The following is a 22,923-nucleotide window of genomic DNA, read 5'->3' as shown; positions in this document are numbered from 1 at the left end:
AGTTCGAAATCCGTAATAATAAGGAGAGATAAAATGGTAAATCAAATGCCAAAACGAGAAGAAGTAAAGATGGAAGAAACATGGAACTTAAATGATTTGTTTAAGACTGAAAATGATTTTGAAGATGGGTTAAAAGAAATCGAGAAAACTTCTTTGGAGTTTAATAAACGTTTTCAGGGCTCCATCCAAAATGCTACTGATGTAGTCAATGCCCTCATAGAATATACGAAACTATACGAAAAAATAGTACCCGCGGGAGCATTTGCTAGTCTTTCTTTAAGTACAGACCAAACAAATACCGACGCTCAGATGAGGGCAAGTAAATTTGGTTCCCTCTCTGCAAAGGTAAGCAGTCAATTATCATTCTTAAATAGTGAGCTAGTAGAACTACCTGATAATATAATCGAAGAAGCTATCTCCAAATCTCCATCACATCAGCTTTACTTAGACAAGTTACTTAAAAAGAAAAAATACCAGCTCCATCCCGAAGTAGAAAAAACACTTGCTGCTTACTCTGCTTCTTTTGGAGCACCCTACAAATTGTATGATACAACTAAAATGCTAGATATTTCTTTTGAAAATTTTGAGGTAAATGACAGGGAGTATCCTCTTAGTTACGTATCATTTGAGAATGATTGGGAAGCCGAAACTGATCCAGAAATTAGAAGAGCAGCATTTGTGGCTTTCTCCAAAAAGTTAAAAGAATATCAGCATACAACAGCTAAAACGTACGATATGCACTTACAAATGGAAAAAACAACATCAGATTTGCGAGGTTATGATTCTATTTATGATTACTTATTGTTCAACCAGGACGTTGACCGTTCCTTATATAACAGACAAATTGATCTAATCACGAAGGAACTTGCACCTCATATGCGTAAATATGCAAAATTACTTCAAAAAGAACATGGTCTGGACAAAATGACGTTCGCGGACTTGAAAATTTCTCTGGACCCTACGTATGAACCAACAATTTCCGTGGAAGAATCCAAAAAATATATTGATGATGCTCTAGTAGTTATGGGCGAAGAATATATCGAAATGATTAACCGTGCATATGAAGAACGCTGGATTGATTTCCCTCAAAACATTGGAAAATCGACTGGTGCTTTTTGTTCAAGCCCTTACGGAAGTCACCCATATATTTTAATTTCATGGTCTAGTCGGATGAATGAAGTGTTTGTTCTTGCACATGAATTAGGTCATGCTGGCCATTTCTATTATGCAAATAAAGAGCAGAACATTTTTAATGCTCGCCCTTCTCTTTACTTTATCGAAGCTCCTTCAACAATGAATGAAATGCTAGTGGCTAACCATTTATTGAAAAATTCGGATGATCCTAAATTTAAACGTTGGGTAATTTCTTCTATTGTTGCTCGTACGTATTATCATAATTTCGTAACCCATCTATTGGAGGCAGCGTATCAGCGCAAAGTTTATGACCGCATTGATCAAGGTTTAAATGTAAATGCACAAATATTAAATGAGTATAAACGCAGTGTCTTAGAAGAATTCTGGGGTGATTCGGTAGATATAACGGAGGGTGCAGAGCTTACTTGGATGCGCCAACCACATTACTATATGGGATTATACCCATACACTTATAGTGCCGGGTTAACTATCTCTACTCAAGTGTCTAAGAGAATATTGGATGAAGGTCAAACTGCTGTAGATGAATGGACAGAGGTATTGAAAGCTGGGGGTACTAAATCTCCTGTAGAGCTAGCACAAATGGCTGGTGTAGATATTACGACGGATAAGCCCCTAAAAGATACGATTGCTTATATCGGATCGTTGATAGATGAGTTAGAATCATTAACAGAGGAAATAAATCAAAACTCATAAGAATGTATATTAGAAAAACCAGGTAAAAAACATGCCCAGTCCTTTAAGGTCAAAACCTGTCTCTAGCTTTTTCGAAGGGCTTTGGACAGACGTTTTGCTATAGGATTACCAAGTGTTTTTTTAGGGATGCTGGTTGGTTGTGACGTACATCACAACCAACCAGCATCCCTTTTTTTCGGTAATTTTATGGCTTATGTTTGTCCTTTACCCTCCTACAACTTTTAGAAACAGGTTAGTGCTTTTTTGGATAACTATAGAAAAGATAACTATCCTATACAATGAGTAAGCTCCCGAAGATACAATTTCGTTCGCTATTTCGCTTCTTTATTTGGTAAACACTTACTATTTCTCTTTACTTCCACTAGTGAATAAGAAAACCCGCTCTCTTCCTCTATCATTGAATATTTGCATTTCTAATTCAAAGCGATTACAAAAAATTTGACCAATCTTATCCTCTAAGCGATAAGCTATACTGAATTTTCTAGTGGAGTACTACACACCGTGAAAGGTGGCGACTCCGGGGGAATAGCGCGAGCTGAAGACCCCGCAGCGAAGACATTGGCAAAACTTTGTTTGGGCAATGTCTTTGCGACGAGTAACCGCAGGAGCATATGTTTTACAGCGAGTATGCTGCAGCCATGCCCGCGGAACGCGTCCACCTGAAACGAAAATCATAGGATTGTTTGTTCTCTTAAGTTTCATGAACCCAGTATTCACGGTACATTTTTATATACTTTCCTATCTTTTAAAAAAAGCACTTGCTTTCGCAAGTGCTTTTGTCTGTCTATTCTACATCTGTATTTCTTTTGGATATATCTACTCGTTTTACGAATAATGATAGCACTAACGCTACAACTGTAACAATTGTGGCGATAAAGAAAGAGAAAGTAATACCCTCTAACATTGCTTGCATACCAATTTGATTTTTAAACTGCTCTAATGCATCTGCATTAGTTGGCACATTTCCTGCTTTCACAGCTTCTTCAAATAAACTAGCGCCTTTTGATTCCATTCTTGCATTCATAATTGTGATGAATATTGCAGCGCCTATAGCACCTGATACTTGTTGTAAGGTGTTATTTACTGCAGTCCCATGTGGGTTCATCTTCATAGGTAATTCATTTAAACCATTTGTCATGATAGGCATCATTACCATTGACATACCAAACATTCTTATTGTATAAACAATCATGATGTAATAATACTCTGAATCTGCAGCTAAATTACTCATCATATATGTCGCGATGGCTGTTATTGTTAAACCGATAACCGCTAAAGAGCGAGCGCCATACTTATCAAAAAGCTTTCCTGTAACTGGAGACATTAACCCCATTGCTAGAGCACCTGGGAGCATTAATAAGCCAGAATCGAGTGGTGAAATGCCATGAATAGTTTGAACGTATAAAGGTGTTAAAATCATTCCTGAAAACATTGCAGCTGAAACTACTATTGAAATAATAGAAGCTAAAGCGAACATAGGATACTTATAAATTCGAAGATTTAACAGTGGTTCATCTAGTTTTAATTGTCTAATGACAAAGATTACCAAAGCGATGACTCCTATTGCAATCGTACCATATACAATCGGTGAATCCCAGCCTTTATCGCCTGCTGTACTAAATCCGTATAACAGACCCCCAAAACCGATAGTCGATAATCCTAGTGATAAAAAATCAAGTTTCATATCATTGTTTGGAGTAATATTTTTCAGTTTAAATATAGCAAATAATAATACGATTATTGCTAATGGTAGTATTAGTTCAAACAGTACTCTCCAATCATAATGCTCAATGATAAATCCGGATAATGTTGGTCCAATAGCCGGAGCCATGATCATTACTAAACCGAATAACCCCATCGCTGCCCCTCTACGTTCAATAGGGAATGCAGTTAGCATAACATTCATTAGCAATGGCATCATCATAGCCGAGCCTGCTGCCTGAATCATACGAGCTAAAATAAGCACCCAAAATTCTGGTGCGATAGCAGCTAAAAATGTACCCAATGAGAATAAGGTCATTGCGGTAATGAATAATTTTCTATTTGAGAACTTAGTTACAAAATACGCACTAGCCGGTATTAAAATACCGTTTATAAGCATATATCCAGTTGTTAGCCATTGAACAACCGAAGCTTTAACTGCGAATTCAGTCATGATAGTAGGTAAAGCTACATTTAACAGTGTATTATTTAAAAAAGCTATGAATGCTCCTACAAATAGGATAGCAATCATGGCATAAGGTGGCTTTTGTTGCATTTCTTTCATTCTTCTGTTTCCTCCTAATATTTTTGGTCTATAATTGCACGAGTTGTACACTACTTTGAATATTTTATACGCTTAGTTCAAAAAAAGCAATCACAAAATAATCCAAACTTCTAAACTATTGATATAACTCGTTCTAGTATGTATTATATAAATTAGACTAGTAGTATAAAAGGTGAGTTAAAATGAAAAACAGAAGACATCAGGTATTACTGACTGCACAAAAGTTATTTATAGAAAAAGGATATGTAGCTACCTCTGTCCAAGATATTATAAATGAAAGTAAAATTTCAAAAGGTACTTTTTACAATTATTTTTCTTCAAAAGATGAATGCATAATAGCAATAATTGAAGCTGCAAAAGAAGAAACTGCCCTTAAAAGAAGAGAACTGTTAATACAGCAAGACATAGCTAATAAGGATATTTTAATACAGCAATTGATAGCCCGAATGAAAGTATATAAAGAGAGAAGCTTAATCCCTCTTTTTGTTGCAATCTTTCATTCTCAGGATTCAGGACTTAGAGATGTTGTAAAGGAAAGCTATTACGAGGAAGTAAAATGGTTAGCTAAACGATTAGTAGAAGTTTTCGGACCAAAATTTCGTAAATTTTCTGTGGATTGTGCTATTTTGATGCTAGGCATGATTCAACAATTGCAACATCCATGGACTATAAAGTCAAGGACTCTAACTACTGAGGAACTAATGAACTACATCATGAATCGAATGGAATCCTTTATCCCAGATTTAATAGAATCTGATGAGGTTCTTATTGATACTTTTGTATTTGATCACTACTATGATGAGGTCCACATTACAAAAGAGCATGTCATTCAATTGATAGAAACTTTTAAAGAGACAAACGAAAAGAAATTGAAATTACAAGAAATTGAGCTAATTGACTTCATTATAGAGGAATTAAAAAATAGTAAACCAAGAAAATATTTATTGGAAACTGTTTTAAATAGTTTCTCTAATATTTTAAAAGACACTGCTCAAAATCATGAAATCAAAGAAATATCCTCAAATATATGGAGGGTAATTGACTCTCTTTAATACGGAGGTTTTAAAATGAAAAATAAAGTAATTGAACAATATGAAGCAGATGAAAATATGATGATTCAAATTTACGTACAGTGGTGTGCTAATCATGATATAAACCCAATTGAGCTTTATGGGAAAGCTTATCCGCATCAAACTTCCAATGAGGTTTTAATAGAGGTAATGGAAAATACTGAAAAGAATGCATTAGACGTAGATACCCAATCGGTTCTCTATGTTCTCCAGTTATTCGGAAATGATGATTTAGCATTTGAAGTTTCTGAAGCAGCGAAAACTTTTAAATAAGTAATATGTCCAGACCTCTTTTGTAAACAACATAATAAGAGCTGTACCCAAAAAGTCTTTGGGTATGGCTCTTATTTCATACCTCTGGGATATGCTTTAGGGACTTTTCCAATAAAACTTGTTGGCTGTTTATAATTGCTCCATCTGTCTTCTTATAATGATATCTTCCATTTTCATCCTGTACTCGTGCTTTAGCATTGTCTTGCAATTCCAGATCAAGAATTTCCATTACTCTCTTTTTAATGGGTGGTGATAAAACTGGAAATAATATTTCTACGCGTTTCACCATATTTCTAGTCATCATATCCGCTGACGAAAGAAATAACCTTGAACCTCCATTACGATGAAACCAATAAATTCTGGAATGCTCCAAAAATCTCCCAACAATACTCGTTACTGTTATATTTTCACTAACTCCCGGAATTTGAGGAAGTAAACAACATGTCCCTCTTACTATCAGATCAACTTTTACTCCAGCTGAAGAGGCTTCATAGAGCTTCAATATTAAATCCTTATCCGTAAGAGAATTCATCTTCAGCTTAATATGTCCGTTTTGAAATACTTGATGAAACTCCATTTCCTCATCTATTAAACTAACAAATTTATCTCGTATATCATATGGTGAAACGACTAATTTTTCGTAATTCGGTTTATCAGTATATCCGCTAAGGAAATTAAAAAATTGTGTCGCGTCTGACCCTATTTTTTTATTTGCCGTTATGATTCCCATATCTGTATAAATTCTTGCAGTATGGTCATTATAATTTCCTGTACCTAAGTGAACATATTGCTCAATTCTATTATTCCTTCTACGGACTACTAAAGTTATTTTCGAGTGTGTTTTTAGATTATGCATACCGTATATGACAAGACAGCCTGCTTTCTCTAACTCTTTAGCCCACTGCACGTTATTTTCCTCATCAAAACGGGCTTTTAATTCTACTAAAACTGTGACTTGTTTTCCATTTTCAGCTGCACGCTTCAAAGCAAGTATTACTGGAGAATTACCACTTACTCGGTACAGTGTTTGCTTAATAGCCAAAACAGAAGGATCATCAGCTGCTTTTTCGATAAAGTCTATAATCGGCTGAAAAGATTCATAGGGATGATGAAAAAATAGATCCTGCTTCTGCACTTTATCAAAAACATCCTCATCACTAGCTATATCTAATGGCGGCTGCGGAATAAAAGGTTCATAGAAAAGATCCATATATTTTCCCTCAAAAGTTTTAATAAAGGAAAATAAAAACGTCGTATCTAATGGTCCATCTACTTTATAAACATCCTCTGGTGTTATTTCTAACTCATCTAATAAATAATTTAGTAGCTTTGGTTTTATTTCACTTACCTTTACTTCTAATCTACTTACAGCTCCCCATTTACGCTTTTTTAATTCTTTTTCAATTTCTATTAGTAAATCTCGTGCACCCTCTTCATGAATAGTTAAATCCGCGTTTCGTGTAATTCTAAAAGGATTAGCATGCTTCACATGAAAACCATGGAACAACTTAGAAATATGTTCAATAATGACATCCTCTAGCAGCACTGCAACAAACGAACCATCCTCCGTAGAAACTTGGATAAATCTTTTTAATACAGATGGAACCTGTACTATAGCGATTTTATTTTGTTCAAATTGATCATCTTGATGATCTTCAATCATCACTAAAATATTCATCGTTTTACTTAATAATATCGGAAATGGACGATATGCATCCACAGCAATTGGTGTTAAGACAGGGAATATTTCATCCTCAAACAGCTTTTGCATTTCCTTCTTTTGACTATCAGTTAATTCAGTATACTTCACTAACGAAATACCACATTCAGGAAGTTGTTTATCTATCAGCTCTTTGTAAATTTTCATTTGTCTACTTACTAATTCCTTTGTAATAGAAGCGATTTTATTTAATTGTACTTTTGGTGTAAGCCCAGCTTTGTTTTCTGGTTTATTAAAACCTGCTCTTACCTGATCCTGCAATCCTGCTACACGAACCATAAAAAACTCGTCTAAATTCGAGCTGAAAATAGCTAAAAATTTCAACCGTTCCAACAATGGATTCGTTTCATCTTCTGCTTCTTCTAGCACCCGCTCATTAAAGGCGAGCCAGCTTATTTCTCTATTATTATAATAGGCATAGTTGTTATTGGGGTGTTTTTCTACAGCGCTGTCCATCTTCAATCTCATTCCTCCGCATTTATAAACTTCAGCTTCACTTCCAATTGCGCTATTTTCTCTATATGTTTTTTAAATTTTTCCGCTTGATATTGCTCAAGCATATAATTGCCAACAACAACAAATATAATTTCAATTTTATACTCAGATTTTTTTAAGGAGACACTTTTTATATGGGATCTTCCCAATACATCCATACCTTTTATGAAACGGATTATTGCACCGATATCTCTAAGCTGTTTATTTTCTCCATTACTAATGATATGTTGATACGGTCCTACATATTGTTTAAAGGTATCCTTATTTTTATAGGATGCCAGTAATGCAATTTTCAGTCGTTCTCTATTTGATACTCCGTCAATGGTTAAATTTGTAATGAGATAAAAAGTATGCTGACTGAACGCATCTTGATCGATTTCCTTACCAATATGAAATAGTTGGAACGCGTATCGTAGTAATTGATTGTTTCGGAGTGGTGTAATATATTTCCACTCTGTAAAAGTATGATAAATAGCTGAAAATATTTCATATAATTGAAGTGATTGATTTTCATTCACATTAAATTTCCCTAACACATGACGAATAGCATTAGTTGTCACGTCATTTACGTTAAAATCTTTCGGAGATTGTTCTATGAGCTGAGCTAAAATTACACCTTCTCTCAAACCCTTTTTGCTATATATAAAAGCAGGACCTTTTACTACCTCCATAAAGACTCGAAAGGTTTCTAATGCCGGTACAATAATATCCGCTCGATCACCAGATAGACCATCTACTTTCTTTAAATCCTCTATGGTTGATCTTGCAAATTCATAGCTAATCTCCTGTAAATCCGATGCACTTAACTCATATTGATGTATTCCATGCATAGAATTTTTTTTGCGTTGTTGATCTACTTGAGCTATATTCCGCGCACTTCCACCAATAGCAACAATTGGTACTTGCAAGTCATGTAACCACGGTAATATGTGAAATTGTTCCCTTACATAAGCACTAAGATTTTCTTTTTCTTCCAATGTGATGGAATTATCACGAATAAATTTCTTTTTCAATGATACTGCTCCAAAGGGAAAACTATAGGAAAACTTTATTTCTTTGTTTTCAAAGTATGTAACTTCTGTACTTCCTCCACCCATGTCAATCGTTACTGCTGTGGGAATATTCGTGGAATGAATAACAGCCAGATACCCATAAAATGCTTCCTGTTCTGCAGACAATAGGGTAATTTCAATGCCTGTTTGTTTTTCTGCCTCTTTTAAAATAGCGTCACGATTGTTCGCCTGTCTTATAGCGGCGGTAGCAGCTGCAAATACATCATCCACTGAAATATCATTTAATATTTTCTTAAACTTTAATAAAGTCTCTATTAGTATATGTACACCTTCATGACTCAAGTCGCCTTTTGCATCTATATGCATACTCAATCTAGCCACCATTTTAATATTATGATGTTCTTTTAAACCAACTAATTTATCATAACTAAAAACTACTAGACGTATGGAATTGGACCCTATATCTATGATTGCTTTTTGATTGCTATTTGATTTCATAATTTTTACTCCTCAATATATAGTTTATTCCTTAATTCATTCTATGAATGTTAAAAGTATGTAAATTTTAAATCGAGATATTAGGAATATCATTGTCGTTATAAAGAAATTCAATTGTAAAATTTAGGTCATTTTTCTGAATTATTATACTCCTCTCTATTTATTTGATGTACAATATTTTATAATAATGGTTGGAGGGATGAATATCTTGAAAAAATTCACGAAAGAAGAGAATAGTTGGTCTCTTTATGATTGGGGCTCTTCTGCCTATTCAATCATCATTACTACAGCTGTTCTTCCTATCTTTTTTAAGGAATCCGCAAAAGCTGGTGGTGTAGATGCAGCCGATTCCACTGCTTATCTAGGATATACGATTGCCATTTTTACTTTTATACTTGCCATGATAGGTCCTATTTTAGGAACAATAGCAGATTATCGCGGGATGAAAAAGAAATTTTTTACTTTTTTCTTTGTATTAGGTGTTACATTTACTACAATGCTTGCATTCGTACCTTTTGATAACTGGCTATTATTATTAATCTTTTATACACTTGCTGCACTCGGTGCAACTGGAGCCAACGTATTCTACGACGGCTTTATAGTAGATGTTACAACCAATGAACGTATGCACAAGGTATCGGCACGTGGGTATAGTCTTGGCTATATTGGTTCAACTATTCCTTTTTTACTCAGTATTGTTATTATTTTGTTGGCCGGGAAAGAAATTATTCCTATTTCAACGACCAACGCAAGCCGAGTTGCATTTGTCATAACGGCTGCCTGGTGGGTGATATTTTCCATTCCAATGTTCAAAAATGTGAAGCAAATTCACTTTATCGAAAAAGAAGGAAATATAATCTTAGAAAGCTTTAAACGATTAGGAAATACCTTCAAAGAAATACGACAATACCGAACTCTATTTTTATTTTTAATAGCTTACTTTTTTTATATTGATGGAGTGGGTACCATTATCTCCATGTCTACAGCTTATGGTTCTGATTTAGGCTTGGATTCAACGAGTTTGCTTATCGTATTATTTGCCACTCAAGTTGTCGCAGCTCCATTTGCTCTATTATATGGGAAATTAGCTACTAAGTTTTCTGAAAAGAAAATGCTTTATGTTGGAATAATTGTTTATATAATTGTATGTACTTATGCATTTTTCTTAGACACTATAGTAGATTTCTGGATTTTAGCAATGCTTGTAGCAACTTCTCAAGGCGGTATACAAGCGCTTAGTAGATCCTACTTTGGCAAATTAGTTCCAAAAGAAAATTCAAACGAGTTTTTTGGATTTTATAATATCTTCGGTAAATTTGCGTCTATTATGGGGCCACTATTAGTAGCTGTTACTGCACAGTTAACTGGAAACTCTGCGTATGGTGTATTTAGTTTAGTGATCTTATTTATCATCGGCTTTATCATTTTAACAAGAGTTCCAGAACCGAAAGAAGCACCTCCTGTCGATGTAATAGTAAACTCTTAAATTTGTTTGGACATACTAGAATTTAGTATGTCTTTTGTTTGGAATCTATTTAAATATTAAAAGCGTTCAGTGAAAATCAAAAACAATCTCTTTTCATGCCATTCCCAAGCTTTACTTAATCTAATGGTAGGGGCTAAATCATAGAACATAAGAAAAATCGGCCAAAATGACGCCCGGTCCTTTTAGTTCAAAACCTGTTTCTATCGTTTTCAAAGTGTTTGGAACAGACAGGTAGCTACATTATTACCGAGTGAATTTTTAAAGAGGCTGGTCGTGACTTCGTCACGACCAGCCTCTTCTTTTATCGGTAATCTTATGGCTTTTGTCTATCCGTAACCCTTATATAACTCTTAGAAACAGGCTAGTGCGTTCTTATATAACTAGAGAAACGCTACTGTCTTATTCATAGAGGGAGCTCTCGAAGATGCAATTTCGTTCGCTACTTCGCTCTTTTATGAGTCAAACACTTACTACTTTTCTTTATTTCCACAAGAAAATAAGAATATCTGCTTTCTTCCTCTACCATTGGATAATCGCGTTTCTAATGCACAAGCGATTACAAATAATTTGTTCTCACTCTAAAATTTGACCAATCTTATCATCTGAGCGATAAGCTATGCTAAATCCTCTAGGGGAGTACTACACACTAATTGATTGCAGTGGAACGCGTCCTCCTGAACCGGAAATCAGTCGTATTATTCATTTTTAAAAGTGCGCAAACCCCGTGTTCATACTACATTTTTATAAACTATCTTATCTTTTTAAAAAGAACCTGCGTAATAAAAACAACTGTTTTATTACGCAGGTTCTATATATTTTATTGTTTTCCAAAAGTTGCTGGCATTAATACAGCGATAACTTCACCTCGAGCACAAAGCTCTTCTCCCGCAAATACTTCTGTAGTGACTTTGAATTTCTTAGGATGGATTTCTTCCACTTTGCCAATTGCTTTTAGCGCAACTTTTTGAGGTGTTGGTTTTAGGAAATCTACATGCAAAGAACCAGTCACAAAGCGTGGTGGTGTTTCTCCACTTCCTGGCTCAAACCCATTCTTTCGGTGTAATGCAAGTGAAGCAGACCCTGTGCCATGACAGTCGACTAATGCCCCAATTAGCCCACCGTATACGAAACCAGGTATAGCGATATGTTCTTCCTTTGGTTCATAAATCGTCACTGTCTGCTCCCCATCCCAAGCAGTACGAAAGTGATGTCCATCTTTGTTCATTCTTCCACAACCGTAGCACCATGCAAAATCTTCTGGATATTCATCTTGAATCGCGTGAATTTTTTCTACCATTAATAATTCCCCCTTTAGAAAACCATACAAAAAAGCCATCTGTACGTCAATACAGTTAGCAATATCTATTAATATATATCCACTCTTCTATCTTTAAATACGGGAATTCTTTTTCTTACTTCTTCTACTTCTTCTATATTTATATCTACTAAACCTATTGTTTCTTCATCGGCTCCTACCCAAAGAACCTCACCCCAAGGTGCTATTACCATCGAGTTCCCGTTAAATGAATTATTCGGATCTTCTCCAACTCTATTTACCGCAACAATGAAACATTGATTTTCAATCGCCCGAGCCTGTAATAATATTTTCCAATGATCAACTCTAGTTGCTGGCCATTGCGCAGGTACAAAAATTACTTTTGCTCCCGCAGATGAATGAACACGGAACCACTCTGGGAAACGTAAATCATAACAAATAACGCCACCCATTTCGACATCACTCAGGGTGAAGATATTTTTGCTTGCTCCTGCCTCTAAGTAAAGATGTTCATCCATTAATTTAAACAAATGAGCTTTATCATATTCAGCAATCAGCTCTCCAGTATTATTTACAATATACATCGTATTAAAAAAATGATTTTCTTTTTTCGTTGAAACCGATCCTCCAATAATATGAATATGTAATTCTTTAGCTAACCTCGTTAGAAGACTTTTTGTTTCTTCTCCGTTTACATCAGCTAATTCCTCAAGATGAGTTAAATCATAAGCACTATTCCACATTTCAGGTAATACAACGATTTCCGCATTTAACATGGCAGCTTTTCGAATCTTTTCTTCTACTTTTCTAAAATTTTCTTTTGGATTCCCAAAAGCCAAATTTAACTGGACACATGCAATTCTCATTTCAACACCCCTATAGACATAATAATAAAAAGGTTATAAGATTTGACTAACAAATGCAACTTATTAGAAAACGAGGTTATATACATGGAATTTTCAAACCGTTTAAAAAATTTACCTTCACAGTTTTTTGCTACACTAGTAAAAAAAGTAGGAGATGCAGTTCTAGAAGGTAGAGATGTGATTAATTTAGGACAGGGTAATCCTGATCAGCCCACTCCCACTCATATTGTACAAGCACTTCAAGAAGCTGCAGCTAATCCACATAATCACAAGTATAGCCCATTTCGTGGAACTGGGGATTTTAAAAAAGCTGCAGCTAATTTCTATAAACGAGAATATAATGTGGATATTGACCCTGAAACGGAAGTGGCTGTTTTATTTGGAACTAAAATTGGCTTAGTAGAGCTTCCATTAGCTTTGATGAATGAAAATGATTTAATGCTACTCCCGGACCCTGGTTATCCTGACTATTTATCGGGCGTGGGACTTGCAAATGTTGAGTTTAACACTATGCCATTAATCGAGGAAAATAATTTCCTACCTGATTACAGCTCTTTAACCGAGGAGCAAAAACAAAAAGCGATACTAATGTATTTAAATTATCCTAATAACCCCACTGGCGCAATTGCTACTTTAGATTTTTTCCAAGAAACTGTTACTTTAGCAAAAGAAGCTGATATTGCCATTATCCATGATTTTGCATATGGAGGAATTGGCTTTGATGGCGTGAAACCAGTAAGTTTTTTACAGGCCGATGGTGCAAAAGATGTTGGCATTGAAATGTATACACTGTCCAAAACGTATAATATGGCTGGATGGCGAGTTGGTTTTGCTGTTGGAAATGCGAAAATTATTGAAGCTATTAATATCATTCAAGATCATTTATTTGTTAGTATCTTCCCTGCAATTCAAGATGCAGCGACCATTGCACTGAATGAGAGTCAAGAATGTGTAAAGGAATTGGTTGATCTATATGAAGGTAGACGTAATGCACTCATCGAATCTTGTAACAGTATTGGTTGGCAAGTGAATGCACCAAAAGGATCTTTCTTCGCATGGTTACCTGTTCCTGACAATTATACAAGTGAAGCTTTTGCAGATTTACTCTTGAAAGAAGCAGACGTAGCTGTTGCTGCCGGTAATGGATTCGGTACATACGGAGAAGGATATGTTCGAGTGGGCTTATTAGTTGATGAAGAACGTTTGGAAGAAGCAATTACACGAATTGGAAAACTGAATTTATTTTAAAAACTGCAGCCCTTTTATAAAGGGCTGCAGTTTTCATTTATTCACTTTGTAGCTGGGTAGTTGTTTCTTTTTTTGTTTCTACTGGATAAAACTGGTTTGCCCCTGTCGCTTCATCAAACTGTCTCCGAAACTCCATATCAATAGTTTCTGCTAACACTAGGTCTACTGTAATAACAGGATTTTCTCCTTTTATAAAATGACCACCAAAAATATTACCACTTTGGTCACATATCGTGCCATGAAAATGTATTTCAAACTGACCATCTCTTTGGCATACAACCCCTGTACCTTGCAAAAACTCGATTGGTCCCTCTTTTACAATAAGATTATTGTACCCTACACCTATATGTGAATTTGCATTGGGAACCAAATAAACAAATCCACTTCTTTGAAAACTACCAAAACAGCTTAAAATCGTAGCGGACCTAATTCCATTTACTTTACACAGTTCCTCTATCCCCTCTAGTAGATCAGTTCCATAAACCAAACGTGCACCTACAACCTTTCCTAACTGTCCAACAGCAAAATTCGCTCTGATTTTTGACACCGCTTACACACTCCTAATGTATAATTATTTATTGTTACTAAACATAAACTATTTCGAATGTTATATGCAAATATAAAAAAAGTGTATTGACTTTCATAAGTTGATGTAGTAAATTATATTTTATGAACTGTTGGAAAATTTAATAGCTGATATCTCTTATCAAGAGTAGCTGAGGGACTGGCCCGATGAAGCTCGGCAACCATCCACATATTATCCATATGTGGAAAGGTGCTAAATCCTGCAAAACATTTTGTTTTGATAGATAAGAGAGGATAAACGTATTTATGCGCCTCTCTTTCTAATGGAAGAGAGGCTTTTGTATTTATACAACATTCTTAATAATTATTCGGAGGAATGTAAAATGAAGAAAATTGGATTTTTATTATCAACGGTATTATTAACTGGGGCTCTAGTAGCTTGTGGAGATGGTGCCTCTTCACCAGGTAAAGCTATTAATGAGGACAAAATAGTTGTAGGGGTTACCGCTGGACCACATGAACAAATTGTGGAAGAAGCTGCTAAAGTCGCTGCTAAAGACGGATTGGAAGTCGAACTTAAAGTATTCTCAGATTATATTCTACCTAACACTGCATTATCAGAAGGTGATTTAGATGCGAATAGCTATCAACACGAGCCATTTCTAGATACGTTTAACAAGGATCATAGCACAGATTTAGTGCCAGTAGGAAAAACAATCTTAAATCCGATGGGTGTTTACTCAGACAAATACGATTCAATTGATGATCTGCCAGACGGTGCAACTTTTGGTTTGCCAAATGACCCAACAAACGGCGCTCGTGCATTATACATCTTAGAAGAAAATGGCTACATCAAAATTAAAGAAGACAAAAGAGAAACTGCTAGTATTTATGACATTGAAGAAAATCCTAAAAATCTAAAATTTATTGAACTAGAAGCTGCTCAAATACCAAAACAACTAGGTGAAGTAGATGCTGCTGCTATCAATACAAACTTTGCACTAGAAGCTGGAATTAATCCAAAAGAGGATTCTATTTTACTTGAATCATCAAACTCTCCTTATGTGAACTTTATTGTTGTTCGTGCGGAAAACAAGGATGATCCAACGATCCAAAAGTTTGTGAAAGCATATCAATCTGAAGAAGTAAGAAAATTCATCGAAGAAGAGTTTAAAGGTTCTGTATTAGCAAGCTGGGACGAATAATGGACTTGAAAACGTTACCGACTACGGTAGCGTTTTCTTTAGAAAGGAAGATAGTAAATGATTGTATTAGAAAATGTCTCGAAAGAGTTTAATAGCAAGAGTGGAACAGTTAAAGCAGTAAAGCAAGTGAACATTCAGGTAAAAAAAGGAGAAATCCACGGTGTCATTGGATATAGTGGTGCTGGTAAAAGTACGCTTATTCGGTGCGTAAACCTACTTGAGCAGCCAACGAAAGGTAAAGTTTTCATTAACGGAGTAGAACTAACTTCCCTTCCCCTTCCTAAATTGCGTCAAACTCGCAATAAAATCGGTATGATATTTCAGGGATTTAACCTTTTAAAAACAGCAACCGTCTATGATAATATCGCCATTCCACTAAAGCTACTTGGCTATAATAAAGCAGAAGTAAAAAAACGAGTGGAACAATATTTAGAAATAGTTGGATTAACCGACAAGCATACAAACTTTCCAAACCAGTTATCTGGTGGTCAAAAGCAGCGTGTTGCCATTGCTCGAGCACTATCGCAGGAGCCAGAAGTATTACTTAGTGATGAAGCGACAAGCGCGCTTGATCCTGAAACAACTGATTCTATTTTGGACTTACTTCTAAAGATTAATCGTGAATTAGGAATCACCATTCTATTGATCACGCATGAAATGAATGTCATTCAAAAAATTTGTGATCATGTGTATGTCATGGAAAATGGAGAAATTGTTGAACAAGATACAGCTATTAATCTATTTACCAAACCTACCCACCCCACTACGAAAAAGTTTTTAAATACAATCAGTCAGCGTAATTTATCTTCCTCGTTAATTTCTCAGTTAAATGTTACGGGTGCAGTTACTCGTTTAACATTTGTCGGTGAAAGTACAGGAAAACCATTATTAGCAGATGTTAGTCAAAAATTTCATGTTCAACCAAATATACTAACTGCCAATATTATCGAATTAAAGAATGGCATCGTTGGTAATATAGTCGTCCACTTAATTGGGGAAAAGGAACAGGTTAGTAATGCAATCCACTATTTAGAAGAACAAGGGGTAGCAACTGAAGAACTGGAGGGACAATCTCATGAGTAGAACTGATCAATTTATAGAACAATGGCTACCTATTATCGGTAAATCAGTTGTAGAAACATTTCAAATGGTTGGTATTTCCCTTTTCTTCTCAGTATTAATCGGGATTCCATTAGGTATTTTAATAGTACTAACAAGACCTGGTCAGGCATTAGATAACAAAATTATTTATCAATTAACTAATTTAATCATTAATATTGTACGCTCAGTTCCTTTTATCATTTTACTATTTTTCATACTTCCTTTTACAAAGTTGTTAGTTGGAACATCTATTGGTGTAAAAGGTGTTATCGTACCATTAGTAATATATTCTGCACCTTATATCGCTCGCCTAATGGAGTCAGCTTTACTAGAAGTGGAAAATGGAGTAATTGAGGCTTATACCGCAATGGGTATTAGCACTCCCGCTATCATTTGGAATGTTTTACTAAGAGAAGCCCGCCCTTCCATTATTCTAGGGCTGACAATTTCTACGGTAAGTTTAATCGGGGCTACAGCAATGGCTGGTATGGTTGGAGCAGGTGGTTTAGGTGACGTTGCTTATCGTTTCGGTCACTTAAGATACGAAGTAGACGTGATGTATGCGACAGTATTTATATTAATCATTCTTGTACAGAGTATTCAATCTATTGGTAACCGTATAGCGGCTAGTATAAAAAAAGATTAGTAGGAGGCTCCAACATGACAAATCTATTATATGTAGAGCGCAATGGTTTTATTGCGACGCTTGTCTTTAATCGAGCGGATAAGAAGAATTCATTCTCCCTCGCTATGTTTAAACAGTTAGGTGAATTATTATGTGAACTCGAGAAAGATCCGCAAGTTAAATTATTAATACTTAAAGGTGCTGATGAAACTGCCTTCTCCTCTGGTGCAGATATAACCGAGTTTCTAGAAAATCGCTTTTCTGCCCAAAAAGCAAAGGATTATAATGATGCAACACTTGAATCTATTGAAAAATTGTACCGTTTCCCTAAACCTACCATCGCACTTATCAAGACGTTGGCTATTGGCGGTGGTTTAGAACTTGCAAATTCCTGTGACTTTCGATTCGCATCATCAGGTAGCAAACTTGGTATTACCGCTGCAAACATAGGCATTATTTATAACCTTGTTAGTACAAAGCGGTTAGTAAATCTTATCGGGTCAACTAAAGCAAAAGAATTATTATATACGGCAAAACTTATCACAGCGGAAGAAGGAAAAGAAATCGGCTTAATTGACTATATTTATCCGATGGAAGATTTAGAGGAAAAATGTCTTGAGTTTGCTGGTCAAATTATTCGTAAGTCTTCTGTTGCCAATAACGGTATTAAACAAGTTATCCAAGCAATTATTGATGGTGACAACGAAGAAACAAAAGAAATTGAGGAGCTTATCTTAGAATCCTTCAGCTCTAATGACTATAAAGAAGGCATCCAAGCATTTTTAGAAAAAAGAAAACCAAATTTCACTTAAGAGGTGTTCCATATGTCCACTAATGATCTATTATTAAAAAATATCGAAGCAAATGTTCATTATCCGATTAATTTTGCCGAATTAGAAGAAGCAGCAAAAAAATCATTAGAAACTGGTCCTTTCGGGTACATTCGTTCCTCTGCTGGCGGGGAAGAAACCTATAGAAAAAATACAGATTCCTTTTTAAAGTATTCGATCATTCCCCGTTTTTTAACGGATGTATCTACTTTAAATACCGAAGTCACGATTTTTGGACATACATATCCCCATCCCCTATTCATAGCTCCTGTTGGGGTGAATAAAATCGCCCATGAAGACGGCGAATTAGCTGTTTCTAAAGCCGCTGCAAAATTTGGATTTCCTTATATTCAAAGTACAGTTTCCAGCTATTCAATTGAGGAAATTGCCTCTGAAACAAAAGGTAGTTCAAAATGGTTCCAATTATATTGGTCCTCTCAAAATAAAGAAGTATCCTTTAGTCTGGTAAAAAGAGCGGAAGCTGCTGGCTATGAAGCAATTGTTTTAACTGTCGATACAACAATGCTTGGTTGGCGTGAGGAGGATATTCGCAACCAATTCTCTCCGTTAAAGGAAGGATACGGACAAGGAAATTTTGCATCGGATCCCGTATTCATGGCATCACTTGGCGATCAATCCCAAGAATCAATCGTTCAAAAAATTATTGAAAATATATATCACCCTACTTTAAATTGGACGAATATTTCAGAGTTACGTGAGCATACAACTCTTCCTATTTTAATAAAAGGTATACTTCATCCCGAGGACGCTAAACTTGCCATTGAAAAAGAAATAGATGGAATAATCGTTTCGAACCATGGAGGACGCCAATTAGATGGTGTTATCGCAAGCATCGATGCCCTACCAGAAATAGTGCGTGTAGTGGACGGTAAAATTCCAGTTTTATTTGATAGTGGAATTAGAAGAGGTTCTGACGCGGTAAAAGCTTTAGCCCTCGGAGCGACCGCAGTTTGTATAGGGCGCCCTGTTATATGGGGGTTAGCATCTGATGGTCAAATAGGTGTGGAACATGTTTTGGAGAACTTCCTTCAAGAGACTAGAGTTTCGATTTCGTTAAGTGGTGCTCGTAATTTAGAGGAAGTAAAGAAACTTCAATTATATAAAGATTAAGGGAAAATAAGGTGGTGATAGACGATGGAACAAGCATTAAAAGGGATGAAAGTACTTGATTTATCACAGGTTCTCGCTGGACCTTATTGCACGATGGTTTTAGCAGATATGGGCGCAGACGTTATTAAAGTGGAAAAATATCCAACTGGTGATGATACTAGAAGCATGGGACCGTATATAAATGAAGAAAGCTATATGTATATGATGGTAAATCGCAATAAACGTGGGATATGTCTGAATTTAAAAACAGAACTAGGTCTAGAGGTATTATATAAACTTATTAAAGAAGCGGATGTTTTTATCGAAAATTATCGTCCAGGTGTTACAAAGAAACTTGGAATTGATTATGATACGCTGAAAGCTATAAACCCAGCTTTGATTTATTGTTCTATTTCTGGCTATGGTCAAACAGGACCTTATAAAGATAAGGGCGGCTATGACATTATGGCACAAGGTCTTTCTGGACTGATCAATATGACTGGCGAAAAAGGTGGAAAGCCCGTTAAAGTAGGTATTGCTATTCATGATATTGCAGCTGCACAAACCGCCATCCAGTCTATTTTATCCGCTTATATATATCGATTGAAAAAAGGAACGGGACAATATATTGACGTTTCTTTAGTAGATTCGGGTCTAGCATGGACTGTATGGGAAGCAGCAGCCTATTTTGGCAAAGGAGAAGTACCCCAAAGAAATGGCACAGCACATCGTGTTTCAGCACCCTATCAAGGGTATAAAACACAGGATGGATTTATCCTTATTGGTGCAGGAAATCAGAAGCTATGGGAAAAATTTTGCCTACATGTTGTCCGGAAACCAGAGTGGCTCACAGATGAGCGATTTTTAACAAATAGTATTAGAGCAATAAATGCAAGCCAACTTGAGGTTGAAATAGAAGAAGTTCTAAGCTCACACCCCTCCTCCTACTGGCTAGAATTATTAGATGCTGGTGGCGTCCCCTCTGGACCTATCTACTCATACGATCAAACATTAAATGATGAACATATTCTATCGAGAGATATGATATTAGATTACGAGCATCCTGTAGCTGGAGCAATGAAAACCCTCGGATTTCCGGCAAAGTTCTCAAAAACACCCGGACAATTCAGGACTGCTGCTCCTCTGCTTGGTCAGCATAATAAAGAAATACTAACCGAGCTTGGATACACTGAAGACGAAGTACAGACATTGATGTCCGATAAAGTTATGAATGGATAATAGTTTTTATGGGCGGTTGTAGTGTTTTTATGAGCTATCCAGCATAGTTTAAGGGCTATTTCCCGATTATTATGGGCTATTAAGAGGTTTTCCAAGTCGCAGGAGTCGTTTATGGGCTATCTTAAGCATTTTATGGACTTTAAAAAGACCGATTGCAACGTGCAATCGGTCTAAATTATTGGCTTTAATAATGTCCAAATTACTTTCCCTTCTTCGGGGCTATCTGGAGTTATAGCTATAGAATTAGGTAATGGTAAAATTGGTGCTTGTGAAAGCTTCCTTAAATTCTTTCTGTTCAAAACACCATCAGCCATATTTGAACAATGCTCTTAAATAATAAGGTCTATTGGTTAATAACCCCATATAGACTCAAAATTTGAATCAAACTGCTTTTCTCCGATACGTATAGCTTCTTTAAACAGCATACTTTGTATTTTTTTCCACTACTACATGGACAAGGGTCATTTCTACCAGTCATTAGATAAGCTCCTTTACAATAAACTATACTTTCATGTCATTACAATATTATTAAAATAATAGACGTTCTTCATCTCTACTATGAATTTCATTGACTGTCAGAAGTGCATAAAATCGTTGAATTACTGCCTCATTTAATCCATGCTCGCTTCGAATTTCTTTTATATCTTTTGCGATAATACGGAGTAAATCATGGTCTCTTTCTAGTTTTATAACATCATCTCTCAAAGACGGATTTTCTTCCACCTTTTCCTGATAGAATCCTGATTCCTACGCATCCGCATGACTAATAACTCTTGTTTCCCAGTAATCTAATAAGTCGTCAGCAGCTAAATTTGCTGCTTCTAGCTCACGTGATTTCAACAATTCTAAAAAGTTATTCGTTTTTTGTATGGCACCTGAAAGTCCACCCTCATGAATAGCATGATGCGAATGTAATTGTTTCAATGCTGGTCCTGGTTTAGTCATTTATATTCTCCTTTTTTATCCCCCGATATAGGACATATTTATTTTTGTGCGATTTTTTGCAGTTTCTTCCGTTCTTTCATCAGAGTATCGATCTGTTCTACGCTCCCACACATTTTTGATCGCTTCTGCTAATTCTTCATCTGTAGCGCCATTTCTGATAAGCTCTCGTAAGTCAAATCCATTAGTGGCAAATAAGCACGTATAAAACTTTCCATCCGATGAAAGTCTTGCCCTTGTACAGGACGAACAAAAAGATTCCGAAACAGATGTGATAAACCCTAATTGCGATTCAGAGTCTGCATATTGATAACGTTCTGCCACTTCACCAAAGTAATCTTTATCTACAGGCTCTAAATCGAATTCCCGCTTTAGCATCGCTAAAATTTGTTTTTTTGTTACTACTTTTTCAAAACTCCAGGCATTATCATTTCCTACATCCATAAATTCGATAAAGCGGAGTGTAATTCCCTGTTCTTTAAAATACTTAGCCATTGGAATTATTTCTTGATCGTTCACATTTTTTTGGACGACCATATTTACTTTAATCTCAAAGCCAAGATTTTTGGCAAATTGTATATTTTCTAAAATGAAGGCAGGTTTAATCCCTCTTCCATTGAGATTTCCAAATAAGTTTTCGTCTAATGCATCAAGACTTATATTAAGTCTTGTTAATCCAGCATCTTTCAATTTTTGACCATATTGCTTCAATAACACTCCGTTTGTAGTTAGGCCAACGTCTTTAATATTATCCATAGAGAGCAGTTTTTTTACAAGCTCGTCTATATTTCTTCGCATTAATGGTTCTCCACCTGTTAAGCGAATTTTTTTGACACCAAAGCTTTCAAATATTTTTGCTAATCTTTCCATTTCTACGAACGTTAATAATTCTTCTCGTGGTAAAAACACATAATCATCACCGAAAATTTCTTTAGGCATGCAATATGAACAACGGAAATTACAGCGATCGGTTACTGAAATTCGCAGATCTCTCATTGGTCTATTTAATCGATCATGCAATATATTAACCGACATACATTTCACTTCCTTTTCATAGAGGTTTGTTTATATTTTGGAAAACGGTAGCTGGTTTATCACTAATCTGATTTGCTGGAATCCATTCTGTTCTTACAGTTGATATAAACTTCATTACACTTAATTGTTCGGCCATTAAACTTTGACATAGTCTATCTTTTATACTGCTACTCCATATGCTTACAAGCGGATGAAATACTTCTCCTTGTTTTACAGCTTTTATGTTTCCATTAGAAGGAAACATAATTAACT

22 protein-coding genes and 1 riboswitch are annotated in these 22,923 nt (G+C 35.6%); of the genes, 11 read left to right on the top strand and 11 right to left on the bottom strand.

All coding sequences use genetic code 11. The annotated features are described in order from the left end of the window. Window positions 1–33: 33 nt before the first annotated feature. Window positions 34–1,848, top strand: a complete 1,815-nt coding sequence (pepF, locus tag ACN6MX_RS07620) for an oligoendopeptidase F (protein ID WP_419962023.1) — start codon at window positions 34–36, stop codon at window positions 1,846–1,848. Window positions 1,849–2,632: 784 nt separating this feature from the next. On the opposite strand, the gene ACN6MX_RS07615 is transcribed toward pepF, so the two are convergent. Further along, window positions 2,633–4,114 carry a DHA2 family efflux MFS transporter permease subunit gene (locus ACN6MX_RS07615; protein ID WP_419962022.1) on the bottom strand — a complete coding sequence of 494 codons (1,482 nt, stop codon included), beginning with the start codon at window positions 4,112–4,114 and terminating at the stop codon, window positions 2,633–2,635. A 182-nt stretch (window positions 4,115–4,296) separates the two neighbouring features. On the opposite strand from ACN6MX_RS07615, the gene ACN6MX_RS07610 reads away from it, so the two are divergent. Continuing rightward, window positions 4,297–5,166 (top strand): TetR/AcrR family transcriptional regulator, encoded by an 870-nt coding sequence (locus ACN6MX_RS07610; RefSeq protein ID WP_419962021.1) that lies wholly within the window; start codon window positions 4,297–4,299, stop codon window positions 5,164–5,166. Window positions 5,167–5,181: 15 nt separating this feature from the next. Then, window positions 5,182–5,457, top strand: a complete 276-nt coding sequence (locus ACN6MX_RS07605) for a hypothetical protein (protein ID WP_419962020.1) — start codon at window positions 5,182–5,184, stop codon at window positions 5,455–5,457. Between the two features lie 76 nt (window positions 5,458–5,533). On the opposite strand, the gene ACN6MX_RS07600 is transcribed toward ACN6MX_RS07605, so the two are convergent. Continuing rightward, on the bottom strand, window positions 5,534–7,633 hold the full coding sequence (locus tag ACN6MX_RS07600) for an RNA degradosome polyphosphate kinase (RefSeq protein ID WP_419962578.1): 2,100 nt from the start codon (window positions 7,631–7,633) through the stop codon (window positions 5,534–5,536). Between the two features lie 8 nt (window positions 7,634–7,641). Then, entirely contained in the window at window positions 7,642–9,183 is a 1,542-nt protein-coding gene (locus ACN6MX_RS07595; RefSeq protein ID WP_419962019.1) for a Ppx/GppA family phosphatase, read from the bottom strand. Window positions 9,184–9,388: 205 nt separating this feature from the next. Between ACN6MX_RS07595 and ACN6MX_RS07590 the strand changes: the two genes are divergently transcribed. After that, the gene (locus ACN6MX_RS07590) at window positions 9,389–10,669 is read left to right on the top strand and encodes an MFS transporter (protein WP_419962577.1); all 1,281 of its coding nucleotides are present in this window, start codon (window positions 9,389–9,391) and stop codon (window positions 10,667–10,669) included. Between the two features lie 817 nt (window positions 10,670–11,486). On the opposite strand, the gene ACN6MX_RS07585 is transcribed toward ACN6MX_RS07590, so the two are convergent. Then, window positions 11,487–11,966, bottom strand: a complete 480-nt coding sequence (locus tag ACN6MX_RS07585; RefSeq protein ID WP_419962018.1) for a PaaI family thioesterase — start codon at window positions 11,964–11,966, stop codon at window positions 11,487–11,489. 68 nt (window positions 11,967–12,034) lie between these two features. Further along, entirely contained in the window at window positions 12,035–12,811 is a 777-nt protein-coding gene (locus tag ACN6MX_RS07580) for a carbon-nitrogen family hydrolase (RefSeq protein WP_419962017.1), read from the bottom strand. An 84-nt stretch (window positions 12,812–12,895) separates the two neighbouring features. On the opposite strand from ACN6MX_RS07580, the gene ACN6MX_RS07575 reads away from it, so the two are divergent. After that, entirely contained in the window at window positions 12,896–14,059 is a 1,164-nt protein-coding gene (locus ACN6MX_RS07575; RefSeq protein WP_419962016.1) for a pyridoxal phosphate-dependent aminotransferase, read from the top strand. Window positions 14,060–14,096: 37 nt separating this feature from the next. Here the strand turns inward: ACN6MX_RS07575 and ACN6MX_RS07570 are convergent, their stop codons facing one another. Then, window positions 14,097–14,606 carry a PPC domain-containing DNA-binding protein gene (locus tag ACN6MX_RS07570; RefSeq protein ID WP_419962015.1) on the bottom strand — a complete coding sequence of 170 codons (510 nt, stop codon included), beginning with the start codon at window positions 14,604–14,606 and terminating at the stop codon, window positions 14,097–14,099. A 153-nt stretch (window positions 14,607–14,759) separates the two neighbouring features. Beyond that, window positions 14,760–14,875, top strand: a riboswitch (SAM riboswitch). 92 nt (window positions 14,876–14,967) lie between these two features. Between ACN6MX_RS07570 and ACN6MX_RS07565 the strand changes: the two genes are divergently transcribed. From ACN6MX_RS07565 to ACN6MX_RS07540, 6 genes are read left to right on the top strand one after another with little or no spacing between them, the layout of a single operon-like run. After that, window positions 14,968–15,789, top strand: coding sequence for a MetQ/NlpA family ABC transporter substrate-binding protein (locus ACN6MX_RS07565; RefSeq protein WP_419962014.1), 822 nt, complete (start codon window positions 14,968–14,970; stop codon window positions 15,787–15,789). 57 nt (window positions 15,790–15,846) lie between these two features. Next, window positions 15,847–16,872, top strand: coding sequence for a methionine ABC transporter ATP-binding protein (locus ACN6MX_RS07560; RefSeq protein WP_419962013.1), 1,026 nt, complete (start codon window positions 15,847–15,849; stop codon window positions 16,870–16,872). Beyond that, window positions 16,865–17,536 carry a methionine ABC transporter permease gene (locus tag ACN6MX_RS07555; protein WP_419962012.1) on the top strand — a complete coding sequence of 224 codons (672 nt, stop codon included), beginning with the start codon at window positions 16,865–16,867 and terminating at the stop codon, window positions 17,534–17,536. Before ACN6MX_RS07560 ends, ACN6MX_RS07555 begins: the two co-directional genes overlap by 8 nt. Window positions 17,537–17,550: 14 nt before the next feature. Beyond that, complete coding sequence (locus tag ACN6MX_RS07550; RefSeq protein WP_419962011.1) at window positions 17,551–18,327, top strand: enoyl-CoA hydratase/isomerase family protein; 777 nt, start codon at window positions 17,551–17,553, stop codon at window positions 18,325–18,327. A gap of 12 nt (window positions 18,328–18,339) precedes the next feature. Continuing rightward, on the top strand, window positions 18,340–19,476 hold the full coding sequence (locus tag ACN6MX_RS07545; protein ID WP_419962010.1) for an alpha-hydroxy-acid oxidizing protein: 1,137 nt from the start codon (window positions 18,340–18,342) through the stop codon (window positions 19,474–19,476). Window positions 19,477–19,500: 24 nt separating this feature from the next. Further along, the gene (locus tag ACN6MX_RS07540; protein WP_419962009.1) at window positions 19,501–20,694 is read left to right on the top strand and encodes a CaiB/BaiF CoA transferase family protein; all 1,194 of its coding nucleotides are present in this window, start codon (window positions 19,501–19,503) and stop codon (window positions 20,692–20,694) included. A 343-nt stretch (window positions 20,695–21,037) separates the two neighbouring features. Here ACN6MX_RS07540 and ACN6MX_RS07535 read toward each other — a convergent pair whose 3' ends face one another. Genes ACN6MX_RS07535 through ACN6MX_RS07515 form a run of 5 tightly spaced genes read right to left on the bottom strand, consistent with a single transcriptional unit; the run spans window position 21,038 to window position 22,915 of the window. Next, complete coding sequence (locus ACN6MX_RS07535) at window positions 21,038–21,172, bottom strand: SEC-C metal-binding domain-containing protein (RefSeq protein WP_419962008.1); 135 nt, start codon at window positions 21,170–21,172, stop codon at window positions 21,038–21,040. Window positions 21,173–21,222: 50 nt separating this feature from the next. Beyond that, window positions 21,223–21,399 carry a hypothetical protein gene (locus ACN6MX_RS07530; RefSeq protein WP_419962007.1) on the bottom strand — a complete coding sequence of 59 codons (177 nt, stop codon included), beginning with the start codon at window positions 21,397–21,399 and terminating at the stop codon, window positions 21,223–21,225. A 42-nt stretch (window positions 21,400–21,441) separates the two neighbouring features. After that, the gene (locus ACN6MX_RS07525) at window positions 21,442–21,639 is read right to left on the bottom strand and encodes a hypothetical protein (RefSeq protein WP_419962006.1); all 198 of its coding nucleotides are present in this window, start codon (window positions 21,637–21,639) and stop codon (window positions 21,442–21,444) included. 15 nt (window positions 21,640–21,654) lie between these two features. Further along, a complete protein-coding gene (moaA, locus tag ACN6MX_RS07520) occupies window positions 21,655–22,671 on the bottom strand; it encodes a GTP 3',8-cyclase MoaA (RefSeq protein ID WP_419962005.1) in 1,017 nt (338 codons plus the stop codon). A gap of 16 nt (window positions 22,672–22,687) precedes the next feature. Then, window positions 22,688–22,915: a hypothetical protein gene (locus tag ACN6MX_RS07515; RefSeq protein ID WP_419962004.1), complete on the bottom strand. Its 228-nt coding sequence runs from the start codon at window positions 22,913–22,915 to the stop codon at window positions 22,688–22,690. Window positions 22,916–22,923 lie beyond the last annotated feature (8 nt).

Source organism: Psychrobacillus sp. BM2 (assembly GCF_048572895.1).
GTDB lineage: Bacteria > Bacillota > Bacilli > Bacillales_A > Planococcaceae > Psychrobacillus.
Note: the sequence above shows the minus strand (reverse complement) of the source record. Positions and strands in the feature narration are given on the sequence as shown.